Here is a 20,675-nt window from a genome sequence, read left to right on the forward strand (position 1 = left end):
AAAATTTGAATTGCACTAATAGCATATCTATAAAGATATCCTATTGCACTGTTGATAATTTATAAATCCTATAACTGTCCTCTCCAGCTTCTAAATATATCTCAAACAAATCTGATTCATCATATTTCTCATACTGTCGTGAATCAATTAAAATATATCTTATTCCTTCTTCATTCATTAAATTAAATACTTTATGTACATCAAAATTTGAAATACCCTTTACTTTTAAATATCTCTCATACCACTCTTCTATACTTCCTTTTGATGCAGGCGTTGTTTTCCATAGAACGTAACAACTTCTTCGAGAAATTACTTGTAACCAGCCGACAGCATCGGACTCAGAACCAGGATCTGCCAAAAAGACATCATCTTTTTTTGTATTTTCACTAAAGAGTTCAGCTAGATCATATACATCTTGTGTTGAGCTTGCAATTAAGTAATCTTTGGGATTTAAAACTGATATACTGCTGTTATTAATTATATATAATTTCCCATAAAGAGATAATGCAAGTATGCCAATTACCCAACCAATAGCCAATATGTATTTTTTAGTGTTGTTCAATTTCTTGATAACATTTAATTGAAATATAGCTAATAACATGATTATACCCAGTACAACAGCTACTAATTGAATTCCCAAATTATTAAACCAATTAATCTCCACAATTATAAACAGCATTCCAATACATTCAGACAGTTTTGTATCATATTTTATCATATAATAAATAAGGGACAACAATACCACAAATAAAATAGGAGCCATGATACCCGCGTTGACTGCTACCATTGCAAATGCAGAAACCATTAATGCCATCACTGTTTTGTTGTCTTCAATAAATGTATATAAGATTTTTATATACCATATCATAGCAAGCAAAGATATATATTTAAAAAACTTAGTTACATACATAGTAACTATAAGTGAAGTAGGAAAGATTTCTGTAAATACATATGTTATAACTAGTGCTCCACACCACGCTACAAGACATAACGATGCTTTGATTATGAAATTCTTAATTGCCTTACGATTTTTAAAATATAAGCATTGAACATATAACACAACTGGATATACAAGAATAAGAAAATATTGAATAATACTTTTCTTCCCCCAATACGAAGGTAATAAATGATGTGGAGTTCTCTGATTAGCGTAAATATACACAAATTTAGCATCAGTTAATGCACTGGTATCTGTCCTCATACTCGGTATAATACAAATTGCTGCAACAATTACAAATATCCAAATAGTTTTCAAATCTTTAATTTGTATTTTTCGATTTATTATACACTCAATAATCCACAGTAAAAACAGAGCGCAAAATCCCCATATACCCTCGTGAACATGCATTAACATAGAAATTGCTATAATAATCCATGCAATATTCCATCTCTTATTCTCCCCCAGGACATATGATATGGCTAATATTGAGAATGCAAAGCCTGTACCCAGTCCAATAGTTCCAGGCACGAAAGTAGACCAGCCGGATAATCCAGACGTTATCCCCTTTGCAACAAATATTGTAAGTATCACTGCATAAAATATTCTTTTATTGTCAATCAACCGAAATACAGTATTTACAATACCAATTGCTGTTATAACAACACCTAAATATATAAAAAAAACTGCCACATTTTCCCACTTCAAATGCAAAGCTTTCATAAATATAGTGAAAATAAAATTCATAAAAAATCGTGGTGAAAATTCGCCTGTTGAAAATGATGGATTATTTACAAACAAAAAATTGTCATATTCATGTAGCTGCTCTATTGCATAATTTGTATTATCCGAACTTATTGATGCGGATACGAAGCAAATCAAAATGCACAAAGATGTCACAAATGTCATAAGCACCTCAATGAAAATATTTTTGTCAATATATCTGTTTCTTTTCATTTCTTTTCTCCCATTTCTTTTGATTAATATTTCTTAATATACAACAAATAATATGTAGTATAGTTCCGCTTACTAAGCTTAAAAATATCGCCATAAAAACATTTAACCCAAAACTCTTTGTTATACCAATTACACTTAATACACCTTTTACATATATCATATGAGTTAAATATATATCATAAGAGTACTTGTCTGTAAATTCTAAAACATTCATTACACCCCTGTGTTTTTTCCACTCTACATGCCTCAACGCAAAATACACAATAACGATAATAGAAATCCCTAAAAATGCTTGCGCGTAGTTGTATAATAATGTAAATAAAGTTAATCTTACTCCGATAACATTGATTTGGAGATAATATTTAAAATAATATTTTAAAATATTTGCTAAAATAGTTGTCAAAAAAAATATAATCGTGACAACATTAACGATATTATTTGATTTTAATTTTTCTAAAATACTGTTAAAATAGTATCCAGCAACATAGCAAAAAATCCAAGCTGCAATAAAATATGAGTTAAAGGCATACATCAATATTTGTACTAATAATGCCATTAACAACAATACCGTAAAGTACCCTTTTCTACTTTTCTCCCCCCATAACTTGACTTCAAGCCCTATTCCAACATCATACAATGCAGGCGTAATCAAATAACAGAAAAGAAGATATGGTATATACCATAAATGATGAATTCCACCAATCGTTCCCGAACATGTTAGAACTCGTAATATACTACCTACTGTTATGGTCTCTGGTTTTAATATGTAATAAATTGGTAATGCAAACAGCGAGCAATATACATAGTAATCCAATAGTATTTTGCAATAATTCTTCACAACAAATTTTATCTTTATGTCAGCTGATTCAAACTTTTTAGTACTATATAACCATCCAGAAATAAATAAAAATATCTGGACGCCAACGCTAAAATAATTACCCATTGTTATATATCCGCATTGTTCCATAATATGACAATTTATAACAAACAAGAGCGCCATACACCTTATTGAACTTATAGCATAATCTTTCACTATATATATATTCATTAGTTGTACCCATATACTTTTATGTAATACGCGCCACTATTTTGCGCAGCCTCAAGCCCTACATCAGAATCTTCAAAAATAATAGTATTCACAGGACTTATTTTAAAATGATTCATTGCCTGCAAAAAGCCTTCGGGATCTGGCTTTACAAATTTAGTATCTTCTGCTGTAAAAATCGCGTCAAAAAACGTTCCCAAGAAAAATTTATCAAGAATTTCTTCAGTATTCTTTCGTGATGCTGTAGTTACTAATGATAAATAGTATTCTTCCTTAATGCCTCTAGCAATATTCAGTAAATGCTCATTTAGTATTGCATTATCTAAATACTTACTATACAGTTCCTTCTTTCTTTTATGTATATTTTCAATTTCATCTTTAGATTTAATTATGTTATGTAGGAAATCGGTATAATGCCTTCCATTACAATATTGGCAATAATAATCATACTCAATTGTATAGCCATACTCCTCTAATGCAGTTTTATATGCCATGTAATTTACTTCCTTAGTATCAAATAATGTACCGTCTAAATCTAAGATAGCCAACTTTCCTTTCACATTTTTCACCCACTTAATCATTTAATAAGAACATATTACATACATCATCCAAAACCATAATTAAACCTGCATAAAATATAATTGCTTTTTTAGGATCCTTTCTAATTTTATATGGCATGAGTCTTAAATAATGTACAATTTCATGAAAATATATACTCTTTATTGATTCTTCATCAAAATTTTTATATAGATAATCATTGTATCGTTCATACAACCTCTTATACGCGTGAGAAACCGCATATAAAAAATTAATACTATTTCCTTCAATTTCAACATTGGTTGTTGCCATAAGGAACTCATATCCACCGTGAAGTGATTGTAATAGCTTTGAATAATCTAAATATGATGTTTCATGTACATTTCCAGTATTGGGATCAATTAAATAAAACTCTCTGTCCCCACTTTGTAAAAGGCAAATTATATTTTCAATTGTCATATCACCATGAATATCAGAGCATGGATCATTCATAAATATCTTATAAATGAATTCATGATTCAGTATATGATTATAATGTTTAAGATTCTTATATCTAGTACCATTTATAATCAAGTAATCATATTCATATAATGCTTTAAGAAATTTACCGCCAAAATTTTTAATTAAGTCAATGTTTTTTTCAACTTTCTCATTAATGTATTTGTGAATATCAATATTTGAAGCATTTCTAAGATTATTTGTATGAAGATTGCTATGCAACACTTTAAGTACATTGCTCAATTTATTCCAACTCTCTTCCACCGAAATTGAGTGAATATAAGTAAAAAATCCAACAGCACTGCTATCATACTCCATATCATAACTGCAATAACTATCATCAAAATGGTTTCTCATTATTTTAGGAAGCGGTAGGAATTTTTCATGATTCTGCAACCAGCAAATTTGTTCCTTTAGTTTATATGCATCTTCGCCAAATGCATATTTTCTATAAAAGGTTTCATCATTTGCCATGCATAAAATTGTTATGGCATTAGAGCCTGCAGAACAGTCCTGAATCACATTCACATCTTGGTTGATTTTTACATAAAGATATATTCTATCACGGTTTTCTCCTGAAAAGTATTCTTCTAAAAAAGCTAATTTTTCATTCGGATTAAGTTGTGGCAAAAGATAACGATATTTTTGCTTGGTTTCCACTTCTGTCATACTATTAGCAGAAAAGAGCATTCCTACTATTGAGAAAGCTAATACAGGCAAAAGTGAAACTGTAGTAAATACGAGCATTAACATTGAGAATCCATATATTCCCGACATTGCATTATAATTTCTAAATAACGACCAACAATTTGAAGTAAATACAGTTAGAAACACATCTACAGTAGTCATTTCTATCCCCATCTTTGTGACCGCCGTTGCAAATAAATAATAAGATATAATATACGCTCCCCAGATTCCTAAAGTATAAAGTAAGAATTTTGACTTATTAAGCTTTCTTAATATATCTTTTAGTGAATTAATCAATGACCAAGTCAAATATAAAATTCGCAATTCTATTTTTTGATTAAATATACTGCTAACATAACGAATAATTTTTTTAACCGGCTTGCTAAATCTAAAAAAAAGCAACAAAAGTAATGTTGAAGCAATTGCTAATATCACAAAAATACGCGCATAAAACGCAAATGTATCACTTAAACCAGGAAATATAAGTAAAAGTGCAAATATCACACCCACAACAACAACGTCTAAATAGATATCAATTAAAACAGTTGATATCGCTAAAAAATACCTATTCTTCATATTTTTACCAGATATATACATTCTAACAAAGTCTCCCAAACGTATAGGTAATAATGCATTCATCATATGTCCGGTAGAAAGAGCAAGCAATAAAGAATTAATATTAGGTTTTTCATATACGTCAATAAAAAGACTCCATCGAAGGACTTTAAAAACATGTCCTATCAATAATGTGATAATGGCGACAAGCATAAATAATATCATACAAGTAATTCTCCAAATCTATCAGTACGTTTTGCAATCTCATATTCATCTGGTACCCCAAAAGGAATATGATAGTCAGTAGCAAAACCTTTGATACATTGCCCTTCGTCAGCCATAATATTATATACACCACTTACAAAATATTCATCATATTTACAATTATTTAAATATTTCTCAACAGCATTTATAAAGATTGATTTCTTTTTAAAATAATAAGCCCCACAAATGGCATCTTTACTGATTGCGACTTTTTCAACTGTTTGTGTTACATTTTCATTTTCACCATATTTTAAAAAGCTATATTTTGGTTCATCCGATTTAAATGTTAACAACGCACCATCTGCATAATCAAATTGCCCTTTTAGGCAAAAATCATTAAAAGCTATGCTTCTAAACAAATGATCGCAATCATTAAACAGTATTGGCATATCGTCAGAGATGTCAAAAATCCCCTCCATACAAGTTAAAACTGCGCCATCCAATACTTCAGGAATTATATGTATATTAGCTTCCGGAAAATAACTTATTATTTTTTTATCAATTTCATATTTTTCTACGTGTTCTTTGAGTACAACAAAATCTAGACTTGCTAACTCGACAAATTTTCTAATCGATTGTGTGGCCCAAAAAAAGAACGGAAATTCATTTAGTTCTATAAGAGGCTTAGGGAATGCATAACCGTATTCCACAAATCGAGAACCGCGTCCACCCATTGGCATTATAAGGTGAATTTTTCCCATTGTTTTCACTTCCTTATACTTTATTGCAAAGACTCTAACAGTTCACATTCGTTTTCAATAACGCGTTTCAATCCTTCTTCCATAGAAACTTTTGGTTGCCACCCATACTTTTCTTCAGCCAACATATTATCACATAATGAATATTTATTTATTTCGTGATTCAATATTTCGTCTCTAATAGGATATGTACCTTTATAAAGTTGTGGATAATTCCCCCAGTAATGTGCATCAGAAGCATATACAGATTTAATATCTTTTCCCATAATTTCAGAAACAATTGCATACATTTCATTTACTGAATAATTGCAATTTGAGGAAACATTGACACACTCAAATCCCTCAGTATTTTGTACACATATCGCCAATTCAATTAAGTCATCAACATATATATAATCGCGTCTTTGATTCCCATCAGAATGAAACACTGGTATTCTGTCATAAAACAATTCACGAATCATATATGCGACCAAAGGTGGTTGTTTTCTGATGCAATCAATATGTGGTCCATAAACATTTGCAAATCGTAAGCAAGTCACATTCATACCATATGTGTCACAAAATGACTGTGCAAAGCGTTCCGCAACGTATTTAGTATTTGGGTAAATCAAAGTAGGCAATTTGAAATTAGTTTCTATAGTTGGGAACTCAGTCTCATTTTCATATATTGCGTTTGTACTAGCTTGAATTACTTTCTTTACACCATATCTTCTAGCATTTTCAAGTATATTAACCAACCCAATAACATTCACATCTATTGATTCTTGCGGATTCATTTGGCAATCTGGAAGGGGTGCAATTCCCGCAATATTGTATATATAATCAACATCCCCATTTTTTAGCAAATTAGCTATCCCATCCGAATTTCTGACATCCATATTAATAACTTCATTTCTGAAATCATGTTTTGAGAATATTAGATTATCTTCTCTTCCATAAGAGTAATTATCAATCAATAATAATTCATTTTTATCTTTCCATAATCGATATGCTAATTGTGACCCAATAAATCCTGCTGCACCCGTAATTAATACCTTCATACAAATCCTCCTATCTAACTGGTATTCCCAACCTTATTTTTATACTGTCAACAAAGATAACCCTACTTTGCATGAACTTTGACTTTATACCTTTATTCCATGAGGATGCGCCATTTTCTCTATCAATAAGAGTTACTCTCTCCCTTTTTATTACAAATCTATTTTTTATTGCTTTATTGTAAAAGAACAATTCTATCGAAAAGTCATATGGTGCTATATCAATACCATGCAACAACGTTCTTTCAAAAATTACTGGTATAGCACCGACATCATATAAGGGAACCATAAAGAGTATTGAATTGAAGATAGATTGCCCTGCTGTAAAAAGCCTGTCAACTAAACTTCTATTCTCTCTTTTTCCCTTTAAAAAAAATCTCGTATCATTGCCGAATTTTTCAGCATAACTTAAGAACTTACATAATTCTTTAGGTGCTATCTGCATATCTGCATGTATCCATCCAACATAATTGCCACTTGCACTTTTCAATCCTTGTAGTAAGCCATAGCCATAACCACGATTTTTATCTACATAGATTACTTCTATACTCTTATGGTCAATAGCTTCTAAAGATTTAAAAACATCCCTACTATTATCAGTCGAGCCATTCTCCACCAAAATAAATTCAATATTATATTTCAATGTTAATGGCAATATACGTTCAATAAGCGTTTCCAAGCTTTTTTCTTCGTTATAGCATGCAATTACAATTGAAAACTTCATTTTTTTACCCCTCTAAACACAAATACCTTTTGTAATAAATAATTAACTATCATTGCCGTTCCTGTGGCAACAATAAAAGCGATGATTTTAATTCCAACCGTCTTTAGTACAAAAGCATTTACCAAAACATTTACAGTAATGTTAATAACTTGTGCGACTACATATTTGATAAGTTGATCAATATTATTCTTACTTTGGTCTTTAAAAGAAAATTCCTTATTTAAAAAAAATGAATAAGTACATGCACAACACATCGAAATGACTTTTGCCAATGAATAATCAATATACCTACTTAAAATTATGTAGATAACATAATCCAAAATCGTAGATGTACCACCGACCAGCAAAAAGCGCGAAAAGCTATTATTCATGCTTTTTATCATTGATAACACACCTGCTTATAATCCTTAATTTGTGCTTTTTACAATATTGTTTTCCATCATTGTTAATTATTTTATATATAAAATATATATTATTATACCATACATTTTGGAACTTCATCAATTTTTTCAACTTTTACTCAGCCTATGATTATATTTTTTTAATTTGAAACAAAGCTCTAAAACTAAAATCAATACTTTATAGTTTTTGTAGTTTAATCATTATGTATTTCTTTAATATATCTAATATAATTTTAAATTCTTCTACTTTTAAAATAAATAACATAATAAAATAAATAATAATTCCTATAATTATAGAAATAATTAATGTAATTATTTCACCCTTAAAACCCTCAATATAACTTGGAATAAATCTGTTAACATTATATACAACAATCCCCATTATTATAGAGGCAAGGAACATCTTCAAACTACTTATTATGATATTGGTTCCATTAATGCTACCAATTTTCCTTCTTAAATTTATTATTAAAAGAGATGCACTCACTATGGCAGAAGTTGTATTTGCAAGTGCCAATCCGCCAAGTCCTAGTATAGGAACCATAATTATATTCATAGTTATACAAGCACCAACTGCTATAATACCATTAATCATTGGAGTTTTTGTATCTTGCAACGCATAAAAAGCACGATTACATATATCCCTGATGCCATAAAAAATCATTCCAATAGCAAGAAATAATACTGCATTAGAAGTCATAGTAACTGCATTTATATTAAATGCTCCATGTTTAAATAATACACTAACTACTGTAACTCTTAAAATCATAAGTCCAATTGCAGAAGGTATCATAACGATATTTATATTATTTATTGCTTTTGATATAGATCCCTTAAATTTTACCAAGTCATTTCCTGAGCTCTCCATAGATAACTTAGGATAAATAACTGTAACAATTGCCATAGCAAAAATAGTATAAACTATTTCATTAATTTTTAAAGCAAAGTCAAAAGATGCAATACTTCCATCAGGAAGTCCAGAAGCCATTATTCTATCTATAAGTATATTTATTTGATTAACCCCTGTTCCTATTAATATCGGTAGAATTAATCTAAACATTTTTATTATCCTTGCATCATGAAAATCTATCTTAAATCTATACTTATAACCATTTTTAATTAACCACGGTATCTGAATAAGTATTTGTAAACCAAAACCCAATAGGGTCACAATATTCAGACCATAAATTCCAAGCTTTGATCCAATAAAATTGTACATAATTATAGGAATACTATAAACTATTCCTATAAGTGTTGGAGCAATAAAGTCATTCATAGTTTGAAGTAACGCAACAAATCCACAAGTCATACTCATAAACAATAAATTTAGAACACTAATACGAGTAAGATTAACTGTAAGACTATATTTTTCCCCTCCAAAATTAGGTGCAATAAATTTCACAATTGAAGGTGTAAAAATCCATCCAAAAACAGATAAGAATATGGATATAATAAGAATTATATTTATTATAGAATTAGCAAATTTATACATATCCTCTTTCCCATTATTTTTATAACTCTCACTAAGTATAGGAATAAAAGTTGTTGAAACTGCAGCACCAATTATACCATATAGAATATTAGGTATAGTTAGTGACATAGCATATGCATCTGTTGCTATACTAGCTCCAAAAGAAGATGCTATAGTAGAATCCCTTAATAATCCTAATATTTTACTTAAAATATTGATAAAAATAATTATTCCAGCTGATTTGATTATGTTTTTCTTAGTCATGTTTACTTCCTTCCAAATAAATTAAAAATCGCAGTAAAACTGATATATTAGGTTGTCAGTACTCGCCTATAACCCTTTTATGTACTTATATTATATAATTTTGCACCTAAATAATATATGTTAATTTTAATCGAATTGGTAACTATATTGTTTTTGTTTTGTATTTCCTAGAGAAAAATATTAATAGTATTCCTAAAAAAACTACTTCCAAAACAAAATCCATTGAAGCCGCACCAAAATCTCCTCGATGACTTTCCGTAATTAATAAAGCTCCGATATATAAATACATATATTCAAATATAGTAAATCCCTTATTATTAACCCCCGCTCTCATATCATTTACTCTTTTAGTTACTATATATTGATATTTTTTATCTAAATAACCACAAGCTGTTCCCCATACTGCTGAAACTAAAACAACTCCTAATACTCCCATTGTAGCTAAAGCTTCTCCAATATACCCCGTTGCTGCTGAAAAGCCTTGGCTAACTTTTAAAGGTTCAATAATAGATAAAATAGAAACAGAAGTATACTGAGGCTTACTTTCCCAAATTAATCTAGGTATTGCCGCAAATAATACTTTTAAATATCCTAGTGGACTTGTTGCAATTTCACCATAACTAATTTGTTTACTTAAATAGTAGTATGAAGCTGAAAAATCAGTATTAGACATAAATATATCCAAAAAGTTACCATCCTTAAAATAGCTTATTATGTTTTCTATATTTAAATTTCCAATTCCGAAAGTTCTAATATAACCCATTAAAAACATAATAATAAACAAAACCGGAATAATTAATAATGGTGCTAGTAAAATTTTAGTTTTGTTTCTAATTCTTGATAAATAATAAAACATTACCACAAATATAGGATAAATAATCACTCTACGAGCATATCCTACTATTGCTATAATAATTATAATCAATACAAATAGAATTACTGATTTCTTTTTTTCTTTAATATTTCTGGCTGTTAGAACTAACACCGATCCTAATATGGTCAAATAAAATAATGTTACATTTCTAAAAGTATCAAAAATACTCTTATCTTCAACTAATAAATTAACTGAACCAGTTGAAAAAATTTTTGTTAATCCTTCCGCACCAGTTGTTACCATTAATATCAATATAAAAATTAAAACAAAAAAATAAACTAGATTCTTAGTTGCTTTATTTGATATCTCTATTCGAGATACAGCCCCCATTTTATTCCATTTAAATAAAAAAATTTGATTTGTAGCTATGAATGATATTAACCCTACCAATGAATATAAAGCGATTTCTTCAACTAATTGATTGGGTATATCTTTAATATATGTTATATGATTTCTAACTGTTGGAACAAATATATAGACTGCATAGAAAACCACTACCCAATACATTGATAAAGATACAGGATATTTTCTTTTAAATAAAAAAATTATATATATAATAGCAATAAAATTTGTAAATAATAACATATAGTTTTCCCCTTATTCCTAAAATCACATAGCTTTTTTTATTATTTTAGTAATTTCATCTTAATTATTCTAGTCTATAAAAGTATAATTATATACAGAATAGAGTACTTAAGATATATTAAAATAATACCATGCATGACATTAATTGAAATACTCATTTCAGTTTAAAACATTACTTAAAATTTCATATTATTTTAAACCGGGCGATAATTTATGATTATTATGTTCTTACATTAAACATAAATCATGCTTACTTAAATAATCTTGATGCTAACACCCTATAATCCAATATTTCATGAGCTAATTTATTGGATTGAATTTGTTTTTTTTCGAGTATCTCGGGATTTCTTGAAATATCATCAAAAAGATTCATCATATCATTTATAGTCTCAATATAAAACACACTATCCTTTAGTAAATACTTATGACTTGAATATGGATAAAGCGCGGCTGCACTTCCACAGCAAAGTGCATTTTGCATTGTAGCTGATTGAGTGCCAGGTTGTACATATAAATCACAAGCACATAAATAATTTAATAATTCATCTCCATTTTTCCATCCTAAAAACTTAATTCTATTATCAGATTCTATTAACGGAAATATATCTTTTTTTACATCATCTTGCATTGTTCCTATAAGTAAAAGTCTAAACTTATCTGATTTTACTTGCATAAATGCTTTTATTATTTCATCAGTTCTCTTGAGTTTATCCATTTTTCCTGAATGCACCATTAAAATATTAGCATTTTTCAACATTAACTTTTTGCGAATTTTAATTCTTTTTTCCTCACGTATAGATTCATCTAATATAATTCCCCCTAGTGGGTAGAATTCCATTAAATTATCTGGAACACCATACAACTGTCGTAAAAAATCGAAACTCTCATATGCAACACAGAATACTTTATCAATATATGGTAATACTCTTCTGATAATATATTTGTAATACATTTTATGTAATATGTATTTTGATAAAAAATTAGTAGCAGAATTATTAAAATCTTCATGGCTATCTAAAAAAATTTTTATATCAGTATGCTTTTTTTTGTACTTAACTATGGTCAAAAGTTCATATGATTGCAATCCATGGTGAAAAATTATGTCTGGACACTCTTGCTCTAAAATATTATATAATCCTTTTACCGCTCTAATTTTACCTGATATAAAGTCTCCTAATATATTTCTATATTTTATTCTCACTAAATGTATTCCGTTAGGTAAAACCTTATCTTCCTCATGTGTTTTTACTATTACACCATCTTGATATTTATAACATTCTGATATAATTGTTATTTCATGGCCATCATATCTTAACTGATTCGCTAATAAATTATCTTGATAAGTCATTCCTTCTGTAAAAACTGAAGCTAATCCTATTAAAACAATTTTCATATTATTTTCACCTACACTTATAATTTAAACTTTAAATACTAATATATTTAAGTATATTTTTTCTATTATACTTTGTTATAATATTTTCTTTCTATACCCGATCATCGTTATATATTCCACATAAACATACAAGAAGAACTCTAACAAAATTTAATCATCCAAATTATAATTAAATCAACAAATAAAAGTATAATTATGAGCTAATTAATATGTTAAATCTCACTTTTTATCATACTGAAAAAATTGATAATTCAAAAGATTTTTTTAAAGTTGCTTTTGTATTAATTGATGATATTTGCATTGAAATAATACCTAATTCTAAAAAAAGTAGAAGAAATATTTCAGAATGTAAGCTTTCGCACTCAAAAATAATAACACTTAGTATCGTAACCAATACCTTACAATAGATTTTCAAAAAGCTTGGTTTTATTTTTTTAAATGACTTTAGATATCTATTTCATAATATCGGTGCAATTCATACAAAGTAATCTTAGAAATTCAAAAACATTTTTCTAACTTGCCAATATTTAAAGATGATGATACTAGTATTATTAATAATCTGCCTATACCCGTATACAAATTTGAAAGATCGTATTTTAGCAAATTATTTAAACACATGTCAATATATAGTTATTGTACTTCAAAAAAAGAAACTTATTTTTGATTAAAACCTCATGTTTTAGTTACTACACAAACTTTATTTTAACAGCTGCTAATATTGCTTATAGAGCTCCTGTTTTCAACTTGTTGAACCGGATCATTCAATAAAAATAATAGCTCATAACTTATCATTCATCTTAAATATAATCATAAGGAATATTATTAATATAGGACAAATTAAACATATTGTATTTATTTTAAAATTTATTAATTTTTTTATTCAAGGATATTTTATGTATATTACTAAAATAATAATTTACATAGCAATATATTAATTCTATGTAATTAACATTTGTCATGTATAAATGAATATTCCTCTTTAGATTCAGATACATTAAACAGTTTATAACCACTTTCATTCAATTTTTGGTAAATTCTCTTTGTTTTATCTAATCCATTTTTACATAGTCTATGATGGAATTCTATCAGTATTTGTTGAATATGTATACCAGAATCTAGTATCCCTTCAACAACATCATATTCTGATCCCTCAATATCCAATTTAAGAATATCTATTTTTTTATGTCCTAATTGTTTTATAATAGTATCTAGCTTTTTGACTTTAACTTCTATTGTTTGATCAGATGTACTAGTATTTTTAATACTGCTACAAGATACATATTCGTTATTTTTTGGCATGAAAAATTTAGTATATCCATCAAAACTTGAAATTCCATAATCATAATATGTAAAATTAGTTGGCAATTGTTGATTACTTAACCACTTTAGTGATTTTGGTGTTGGGTCAAAAGCAAAAACTTTGCAATTAAATTTTTTTATAATTTCTAAATCAAAAGAAATATCTTCACCTATACCAAAAGAATATACTATGCTTTCATTTGAAATATTATCTGGATAAATTGTCCACCCTCCATAATCATTTCCCAGTCGTATTTTATTACAAGACTTTTGTGGATGTAATTCAATTTCTTTACCAATTAAAACCTTTAATTTAAATTTCATCATACTTTTTATACTCACATTATCACAACCTTCTGAATAATTTTTAATTTTTTTATCTATAAATTTTGAGGTAATTCTTATACATTGTTTCCTTAGTATATGTCTCTTTACCATACTGTTCATATAATTTATAATTTCCACCTTGTTCTAATTCTAACAATATTTTTTCTTTCAACTGTTCAACCTCTCCATAATCAACAAATGAACCGGTCTTACCTGGTGCTGTCTCAGATGTTCCACCTTCATCAAATCCGCAAACAGGTTTCCCACATGATATCGCTTCTATACACGTAGTTGGAAAATTTTCCTTTTTACTACATATAATAAAAACATCCGCCAAAGAATAATATTCAGCAAGTTCTATCTGATTTTCAGTTCTACCTAATGCTATAACATTATCATCAAACTTTTCATTTAAGTCTGTCACGCCTATTAAAATAAATTTAACATTTTCATCTTTCATCCTTTTTGCAAGTTCTAAAACATACCTACCACCTTTACGTTCACACATTATATCAGGTGCAACTGCAAGTACAATTTTTTCATTTGTGATATTATGCTTTTTCTTAAGATGCTCAAATTTTCGAGGATAAAAAACATTTTTTGTATCTATACCATTATGTATGACAACTATTTCTTTATCTTTTAAAAATGATTGCTTAACTCTATCAGCTAACCATTTTGATGGTGTTACAATTGTTAAATTATTAAAATCCTTAAATATCTCTTTTTTATCATTAAACATTTTCTTAGTAAAGTCAAAAAACATAGTTGTTGGATAATCTTTTAAATTAGGGCAATATCCACATTCACTTTTCCATTTTTCACAGTCATATGAATAACCACATTTACCTGTATACATAAATTCACAGTGAAATGTCCAAATAGTTTTGATATTATTCTTCTTAAGATATTTCATTAATGTCATTATATTTACAAAATAACCATGCATATCATTTAAATGAACAACATCAGGCTTAAATTTATCAATAAATTTTATTAGCCTTCTTGTAGCAAAATATGAAAAGCATCCTGTAAATCCTGTAATTCTAGTAAGTAATGCATGAATATACACTTCTATATTACTGCTGAATTTAATAATATTAGATTCATCAACCAATGGACCTCTACCATAACCTATTGCCGCTGTATGATCATTTTCATTAAGTTGTGTATATAAATCATAAATAATTTTACCTGTACTACCTGATTTACAATTTACGTCTAAAAGTAAAACTTTCATATACCAATCTCCATTATTTAAATTTTAACTGTTATCACCCTTAAAAGCTATAGATAACTCATCTTGTGTAGGATAATTTATAAGTACTGCTTTAAGTACACCATAATATACAAATAAACTTCCAGCCCCTGCTGCAGAAGCACCAATATTTACTGCTTTAACGCAATCTGATAAATTTCCTGCACCACCAATAGCTACAACTGGTATATTAACTGCTGAACTTACGTTTTCAATAAGATCATAATCATAGCCATTCATCATTCCATCTTTATCTATAGAATTAATAAATATTTCTCCTGCACCTAGCTCTTCTGCTCTCTTTGCATATGTAACTGGATTACATTTAGTATCCTTTGTTCCTGACATAACATATACTGAATATGATCCAAATAAACTTTTTTTCACATCAATCGACGCAACTACACTTTGTGAACCAAAATTCTTAGCTACATCTGTAATCAGTTTTGGATTTGTAAATAAAGAAGTATTAAAAGCCACTTTTTCTACTCCAAGTTTGTAAAGAGCCTCAACTTGTTCAATAGTAGTTACTCCACCACCATAACACATTGGCATAAAACATTCTCTAGTTAATCTCTTTATATAATCAAAATTTGGCCCTTTTCCATTAATTGATGATGATATATCTAAAACAACAATTTCATCAGCTTCTTTATCATTAAAAAGCTTTAGTGTATTTATTGGATCACCTAAATATCTTGGTTTCTTAAATTTTATTGTTTTATATAATCCTTCATCTTTTAATAATAAACAGGGAATCACTCTACTTCTATACATTATACCATCTCCACAAAGTTCTTTAATAAATTCATACCATATTTATGACTTTTTTCAGGATGGAACTGTACCCCTAAAATATTATCTTTTCCAATAATGCTTGCAAATTTATTACCATATTCTGTAGTAGCTAAAACGTCTTTTTCATTTTCACATTCCACATAATATGAATGTACAAAATAAAAGCGCATATTATCTAGTGAATTTTTAAAAATTCCTGCATTAGATTTTGGATATATATAATTCCATCCCATATGCGGTACTCTTAATTTTTCTCCATTATATTCAGATTCAAATTTTTTCGTATGTGCTTTTATAAAACCTAACCCTTGAAGTGTTCCTTCTTCACTTCCTTCAGTTAATAACTGCATCCCTAAACATATTCCAAGTAGCGGTGTATTGGATTCTATAGCCTTTTCTTTAAGAACCTCTATAAGTCCAAGGTCATTAAGATTCTTCATTCCATAATCAAAAGAACCAACACCAGGTAATATTATTTTATCTGCTTGTCTTATAACAGATGGATCTGATGTAATTATTGCTTCTATTCCAATTTTTCTTAAAATATTTTCAATCGAAGCGACATTCCCCATATTGTAGTCTATTATTGCTATCATTTATGCACCTCTAATCCAATATTCTTTAATTATGTGAAACATAATTTTTATCTGAAATTGCGCTTTTCCATTCCTACAGATTGTGCTATCTTAATTGCAGAATTTATTAAGGTTAAACTTGATTTATAATCTTGATATGTTTTATTTTCACCCGCCATCATTTTTTCAAATTCAACTTTTGTTATTCCAAGTTTACTTGCAACAAATTCCATATCCTGAATTGCCTCGTTTTCTGGATATGGTGGTTGTTTTAATATTTCTACAGCTTCATCTCTTTTAAGCTGACCTGTTAATATGAGGCTTGAAAAATGAGCTTTTCTCTTGTCATATCCAAATTTCTTTAATAACCAATAACCTTCATAGAATCTTGTAAATGTGTTTTCAAAATGCTTATTTTTGTATCTTTCCCAACCAAATCTATCATGTAATTCTTTAATAGCATCTTCTTTATAATAAGGTATTAAATCCAAAGGTTTAACTATATTCATGCCTTTTATATACTTATAATACAATCTATATTTAAACATTCCGCATAAAGGAAATCCTTTTAAAGAAACTTTGCCAAATTTTTTATGTATATCTTTAATTTGTCTTATATCATTAACGTGAACCCATTCATTTGGCTCTCTAACGCATTCTGTAGAAAAATTTCCTCCAGTAATTACATACTTAAACCCATTTTTAGCTGCATAATTATATACAGATGCAAATATTGCATGATCTTGAGGCGTGTCTTGATATGGTACTTGAGATTTAAAATAAGAAAGCTGTAAATCTTTCATCTGTTCCCAATTTATAATATCAGTGTACAAATCAATATCAAGTCCTTTTACTATTCTCGCTATATTCTCATTTGCTACATTTAAATTCCAACCTGTATCAGCACAGAAAGCAAGGGGTCTAAGTCCCCATTTTTCTTTTGCCATATAAATTAAATAAGAGCTATCCACTCCACCACTTAACCCGATTATGCAATCATATTTTTTGCCTTTTCCATCTTTTTTAATTTTATCAACAATTTCTTTTAATTGTTTTTCTCCAATCTCATCTGGATTCCAATTAGGTTTAATTTTTGTATAAAAATTATTACAATGGTCACACATTCCTTTTTCATCAAAAACAATCTTAGAATCTGTTGTATCCATAACACAATTTGTACAAACCTGATATTCTCTGTCTTTCATAGCACTACTACTCCTCTTTTTGTTTTAGCTAAGCTTTCCCCACACTACTCTATTCACATAATCCGTATAAGACAATATTATCCTAAGCACCTTATCAGATACATTAGGCATGCTATAATCCGCTACTCTTCTTAATATATTCTTTTCTTGTGTCTCCAATATATGTAATCCTTGTAATATCCTCTCTTCTGCAAGTCCCACCATCATAACCACTGCTTCTTCCATAGCTTCTGGTCTTTCGTGAGCTTCTCTTAAATTAAGAGCTTTAAAGCCAAGAATTGAGGATTCTTCATTTATTGTACCACTATCACTTAGTACTGTCTTTGCTTTTATTTGAAGTTTTACATAATCATTAAATCCAAGTGGCTTCATAAGTGATATTAACGGATTAAATTCTATATGTTTTGACTGTATCATTTTTCTTGTTCGAGGATGTGTACTAACTATTATTGGTAGTTTGTATTTCTCTGCAATTGCATTTAAACTATCAACCAAGTTTAAAAAGTTCTTTTCTGAATTTATGTTTTCTTCCCTATGAGCTGATACTACAAAGTATTGACCTTCTTTTAATTCCAGTCTTTCTAATACATCTGATGCATCTATATCTTCTTTTCTTGAATTAATTACTTCAAACATAGGACTTCCTGTTTTTATTATTCTATCTGCTGGTAATCCTTCTCTTAGTAAATACTCTCTAGCTATATCGCTATATGTTAGATTTATATCTGATGTATGATCTACAATTTTTCTATTAGTTTCTTCTGGTACCCTTTGATCAAAACATCTATTTCCTGCTTCCATATGAAATATTGGAATATGTCTTCTTTTTGCTGCTATAGCTGTAAGACAACTGTTTGTATCTCCAAGCACTAAAAAAGCATCTGGTTTCACTTCTTCCATAATAGGGTCTATCTTAACAAGTATATTTCCTATTGTTTCAACTGCTGTTCCAGTTGCTGCATTAAGGAAATAATCTGGTTTTTTCAAATTAAAATCCTTAAAAAATACTTCATTTAATTCATAATCATAATTTTGACCAGTATGTACTAAAATATGTTCTATTGCTTCAGATTCTTCTAATTTGTTTATAACAGCAGATAATCTTATTATTTCTGGTCTTGTTCCAACAACTGTCATTACTTTTAGTTTTTTCATCTATTAAACCTCCAAAAAATAAGTATCTGGCTTTTCAGGATTAAAGGCTTCATTAGCCCACATTACTGTAACCATATCCGTATCACCTATATTTACAATGGAGTGAGTATAGCCTGTTGGTATATCAACTACTTGAAGCTTTTCTCCATTAACGGAGTATTCTATAATTTCATCTGAATCTATTTTTCTAAAACGAATTAATCCAGTACCACTTACCACTAAGAATTTTTCATTTTTAGTATGATGCCAATGATTTCCCTTCGTAATTCCTGGTTTTGCTACATTTACTGATACCTGCCCTCTATCAAGAGTTCTAATAAATTCAGTAAAGGAACCTCTATTATCACAATTCATCTTTAAATCATAGGAAAACTCATTCTCCGGTAGAAAGCTTAAATATGTACTGTAAAGCTTTTTAGTAAGCTCATCTTCCATATTAGGAATACTTAAATCTGTTCTGCTTTTTTTAAAGAGTCTTATCTTTTCTGCTAAATACCCTAATTTAATCTGATGACTCACTGTAACACAACAGTATTCACCATTTTGAGTAGGCCTACCTTCTAAGGCTCTTATAAATTCATCTAAGACGTCATCTATATAACATAATTTCAGTTCTGCTTCAGTATTATTTATCTGTATATCCAAATCCCTAGCTATGTTATAACAATATGTAGCTACAACTGTGTTATAATTAGGCTTACTCCACTTTCCAAAAAGATTATGTAATCTGTACACTAAAGCTGTTGCTCCTGTTTCATTACTATAGTCGAATAGCAACTCTTCACCTGCTCTTTTGCTTTTCCCATAAGGATTATCTCTTTCAGCTTGAATAGAAGAAGTAATTAAAATTGGCGACTTATTATTATGCTCTTTTAAAAGATCTAAAAGTTCAGATGTGAAGCCAAAATTACCTTTCATATATTCTTTTTCATCCTTAGGTCTATTAACTCCTGCAAGATGAAAAATAAATTCGCAGTTTTTAGCATACTTACTTAATAACGATTTATCTGTATCTATGTCAAATTTAAATATATCTTTATATCCTCTATTATTAAGCTCTGCAATAAGATTTTTACCTACAAATCCATTTGCTCCTGTAACCAATATTTTCATAATTAGTCCTACCCTTCA

Annotated in this window: 19 protein-coding genes; 1 reads left to right on the plus strand and 18 read right to left on the minus strand. The window is 28.7% G+C overall.

Going from position 1 to position 20,675, the window contains the following annotated elements:
• Positions 1-40: 40 nt before the first annotated feature.
• The 11 genes from psyc5s11_RS25325 to psyc5s11_RS25375 all read right to left on the minus strand — a co-directional run bounded on the left by psyc5s11_RS25325 (position 41) and on the right by psyc5s11_RS25375 (position 12,927).
• On the minus strand, positions 41-1,894 hold the full coding sequence (locus psyc5s11_RS25325; protein ID WP_224035223.1) for a DUF6798 domain-containing protein: 1,854 nt from the start codon (positions 1,892-1,894) through the stop codon (positions 41-43).
• Positions 1,872-2,927: an acyltransferase family protein gene (locus psyc5s11_RS25330; RefSeq protein ID WP_224035224.1), complete on the minus strand. Its 1,056-nt coding sequence runs from the start codon at positions 2,925-2,927 to the stop codon at positions 1,872-1,874. Before psyc5s11_RS25330 ends, psyc5s11_RS25325 begins: the two co-directional genes overlap by 23 nt.
• 14 nt (positions 2,928-2,941) lie before the next feature.
• Entirely contained in the window at positions 2,942-3,499 is a 558-nt protein-coding gene (locus psyc5s11_RS25335) for an HAD family hydrolase (RefSeq protein ID WP_224035225.1), read from the minus strand.
• Between the two features lie 13 nt (positions 3,500-3,512).
• Positions 3,513-5,441, minus strand: a complete 1,929-nt coding sequence (locus psyc5s11_RS25340; protein WP_224035226.1) for a lysylphosphatidylglycerol synthase transmembrane domain-containing protein — start codon at positions 5,439-5,441, stop codon at positions 3,513-3,515.
• Entirely contained in the window at positions 5,438-6,181 is a 744-nt protein-coding gene (locus tag psyc5s11_RS25345) for a glycosyltransferase family protein (RefSeq protein WP_224035227.1), read from the minus strand. The genes psyc5s11_RS25340 and psyc5s11_RS25345 overlap by 4 nt, the downstream gene beginning before the upstream one ends.
• A 20-nt stretch (positions 6,182-6,201) precedes the next feature.
• Positions 6,202-7,218: an NAD-dependent epimerase/dehydratase family protein gene (locus tag psyc5s11_RS25350; RefSeq protein ID WP_224035228.1), complete on the minus strand. Its 1,017-nt coding sequence runs from the start codon at positions 7,216-7,218 to the stop codon at positions 6,202-6,204.
• Positions 7,219-7,228: 10 nt separating this feature from the next.
• Positions 7,229-7,939, minus strand: coding sequence for a glycosyltransferase family 2 protein (locus psyc5s11_RS25355; protein WP_224035229.1), 711 nt, complete (start codon positions 7,937-7,939; stop codon positions 7,229-7,231).
• Positions 7,936-8,322 (minus strand): GtrA family protein, encoded by a 387-nt coding sequence (locus tag psyc5s11_RS25360; protein WP_224035230.1) that lies wholly within the window; start codon positions 8,320-8,322, stop codon positions 7,936-7,938. Before psyc5s11_RS25360 ends, psyc5s11_RS25355 begins: the two co-directional genes overlap by 4 nt.
• A gap of 196 nt (positions 8,323-8,518) precedes the next feature.
• Positions 8,519-10,075, minus strand: a complete 1,557-nt coding sequence (gene murJ / locus psyc5s11_RS25365) for a murein biosynthesis integral membrane protein MurJ (RefSeq protein WP_224035231.1) — start codon at positions 10,073-10,075, stop codon at positions 8,519-8,521.
• 142 nt (positions 10,076-10,217) lie between these two features.
• Positions 10,218-11,534, minus strand: a complete 1,317-nt coding sequence (gene wzy, locus psyc5s11_RS25370; RefSeq protein ID WP_224035232.1) for an O-antigen polysaccharide polymerase Wzy — start codon at positions 11,532-11,534, stop codon at positions 10,218-10,220.
• 250 nt (positions 11,535-11,784) lie between these two features.
• Positions 11,785-12,927: a glycosyltransferase family 4 protein gene (locus psyc5s11_RS25375; protein ID WP_224035233.1), complete on the minus strand. Its 1,143-nt coding sequence runs from the start codon at positions 12,925-12,927 to the stop codon at positions 11,785-11,787.
• A gap of 209 nt (positions 12,928-13,136) precedes the next feature.
• Between psyc5s11_RS25375 and psyc5s11_RS25380 the strand changes: the two genes are divergently transcribed.
• Positions 13,137-13,334 (plus strand): hypothetical protein, encoded by a 198-nt coding sequence (locus psyc5s11_RS25380; protein WP_224035234.1) that lies wholly within the window; start codon positions 13,137-13,139, stop codon positions 13,332-13,334.
• A gap of 538 nt (positions 13,335-13,872) precedes the next feature.
• On the opposite strand, the gene psyc5s11_RS25385 is transcribed toward psyc5s11_RS25380, so the two are convergent.
• The 7 genes from psyc5s11_RS25385 to psyc5s11_RS25415 are packed head-to-tail and all read right to left on the minus strand — an operon-like array spanning position 13,873 to position 20,657.
• Positions 13,873-14,664, minus strand: coding sequence for an FkbM family methyltransferase (locus tag psyc5s11_RS25385; RefSeq protein ID WP_224035235.1), 792 nt, complete (start codon positions 14,662-14,664; stop codon positions 13,873-13,875).
• Positions 14,603-15,793, minus strand: coding sequence for a glycosyltransferase (locus tag psyc5s11_RS25390; RefSeq protein WP_224035236.1), 1,191 nt, complete (start codon positions 15,791-15,793; stop codon positions 14,603-14,605). The genes psyc5s11_RS25385 and psyc5s11_RS25390 overlap by 62 nt, the downstream gene beginning before the upstream one ends.
• A 24-nt stretch (positions 15,794-15,817) precedes the next feature.
• Positions 15,818-16,588: an AglZ/HisF2 family acetamidino modification protein gene (locus psyc5s11_RS25395; RefSeq protein ID WP_224035237.1), complete on the minus strand. Its 771-nt coding sequence runs from the start codon at positions 16,586-16,588 to the stop codon at positions 15,818-15,820.
• Positions 16,588-17,205 carry an imidazole glycerol phosphate synthase subunit HisH gene (gene hisH, locus psyc5s11_RS25400; protein WP_224035238.1) on the minus strand — a complete coding sequence of 206 codons (618 nt, stop codon included), beginning with the start codon at positions 17,203-17,205 and terminating at the stop codon, positions 16,588-16,590. Before hisH ends, psyc5s11_RS25395 begins: the two co-directional genes overlap by 1 nt.
• 47 nt (positions 17,206-17,252) lie before the next feature.
• A complete protein-coding gene (locus psyc5s11_RS25405) occupies positions 17,253-18,389 on the minus strand; it encodes an N-acetyl sugar amidotransferase (protein WP_224035239.1) in 1,137 nt (378 codons plus the stop codon).
• A 24-nt stretch (positions 18,390-18,413) separates the two neighbouring features.
• The gene (gene wecB / locus psyc5s11_RS25410; protein WP_224035240.1) at positions 18,414-19,544 is read right to left on the minus strand and encodes a non-hydrolyzing UDP-N-acetylglucosamine 2-epimerase; all 1,131 of its coding nucleotides are present in this window, start codon (positions 19,542-19,544) and stop codon (positions 18,414-18,416) included.
• 3 nt (positions 19,545-19,547) lie between these two features.
• Positions 19,548-20,657 carry a capsular polysaccharide biosynthesis protein CapF gene (locus psyc5s11_RS25415; RefSeq protein WP_224035241.1) on the minus strand — a complete coding sequence of 370 codons (1,110 nt, stop codon included), beginning with the start codon at positions 20,655-20,657 and terminating at the stop codon, positions 19,548-19,550.
• Between the last annotated feature and the right edge of the window lie 18 nt (positions 20,658-20,675).

Origin of the sequence: Clostridium gelidum, assembly GCF_019977655.1 — a bacterium.
Taxonomy (GTDB): Bacteria; Bacillota; Clostridia; order Clostridiales; family Clostridiaceae; genus Clostridium; species Clostridium gelidum.

Excerpts from the sequence above, each read along its gene's own strand:
- psyc5s11_RS25355 (WP_224035229.1), bottom strand. The coding sequence starts at position 7,939 with ATGAAGTTTTCAATTGTAATTGCATGCTATAACGAAGAAAAAAGCTTG.
- psyc5s11_RS25325 (WP_224035223.1), bottom strand. The coding sequence starts at position 1,894 with ATGAAAAGAAACAGATATATTGACAAAAATATTTTCATTGAGGTGCTT.
- psyc5s11_RS25385 (WP_224035235.1), bottom strand. The coding sequence starts at position 14,664 with ATGGTAAAGAGACATATACTAAGGAAACAATGTATAAGAATTACCTCA.
- psyc5s11_RS25395 (WP_224035237.1), bottom strand. The coding sequence starts at position 16,588 with ATGTATAGAAGTAGAGTGATTCCCTGTTTATTATTAAAAGATGAAGGA.
- psyc5s11_RS25345 (WP_224035227.1), bottom strand. The coding sequence starts at position 6,181 with ATGGGAAAAATTCACCTTATAATGCCAATGGGTGGACGCGGTTCTCGA.
- psyc5s11_RS25375 (WP_224035233.1), bottom strand. The coding sequence starts at position 12,927 with ATGAAAATTGTTTTAATAGGATTAGCTTCAGTTTTTACAGAAGGAATG.
- wzy (WP_224035232.1), bottom strand. The coding sequence starts at position 11,534 with ATGTTATTATTTACAAATTTTATTGCTATTATATATATAATTTTTTTA.
- hisH (WP_224035238.1), bottom strand. The coding sequence starts at position 17,205 with ATGATAGCAATAATAGACTACAATATGGGGAATGTCGCTTCGATTGAA.
- psyc5s11_RS25350 (WP_224035228.1), bottom strand. The coding sequence starts at position 7,218 with ATGAAGGTATTAATTACGGGTGCAGCAGGATTTATTGGGTCACAATTA.
- wecB (WP_224035240.1), bottom strand. The coding sequence starts at position 19,544 with ATGAAAAAACTAAAAGTAATGACAGTTGTTGGAACAAGACCAGAAATA.
- psyc5s11_RS25360 (WP_224035230.1), bottom strand. The coding sequence starts at position 8,322 with ATGATAAAAAGCATGAATAATAGCTTTTCGCGCTTTTTGCTGGTCGGT.
- psyc5s11_RS25340 (WP_224035226.1), bottom strand. The coding sequence starts at position 5,441 with ATGATATTATTTATGCTTGTCGCCATTATCACATTATTGATAGGACAT.
- murJ (WP_224035231.1), bottom strand. The coding sequence starts at position 10,075 with ATGACTAAGAAAAACATAATCAAATCAGCTGGAATAATTATTTTTATC.
- psyc5s11_RS25405 (WP_224035239.1), bottom strand. The coding sequence starts at position 18,389 with ATGAAAGACAGAGAATATCAGGTTTGTACAAATTGTGTTATGGATACA.
- psyc5s11_RS25380 (WP_224035234.1), top strand. The coding sequence starts at position 13,137 with ATGTTAAATCTCACTTTTTATCATACTGAAAAAATTGATAATTCAAAA.
- psyc5s11_RS25415 (WP_224035241.1), bottom strand. The coding sequence starts at position 20,657 with ATGAAAATATTGGTTACAGGAGCAAATGGATTTGTAGGTAAAAATCTT.
- psyc5s11_RS25390 (WP_224035236.1), bottom strand. The coding sequence starts at position 15,793 with ATGAAAGTTTTACTTTTAGACGTAAATTGTAAATCAGGTAGTACAGGT.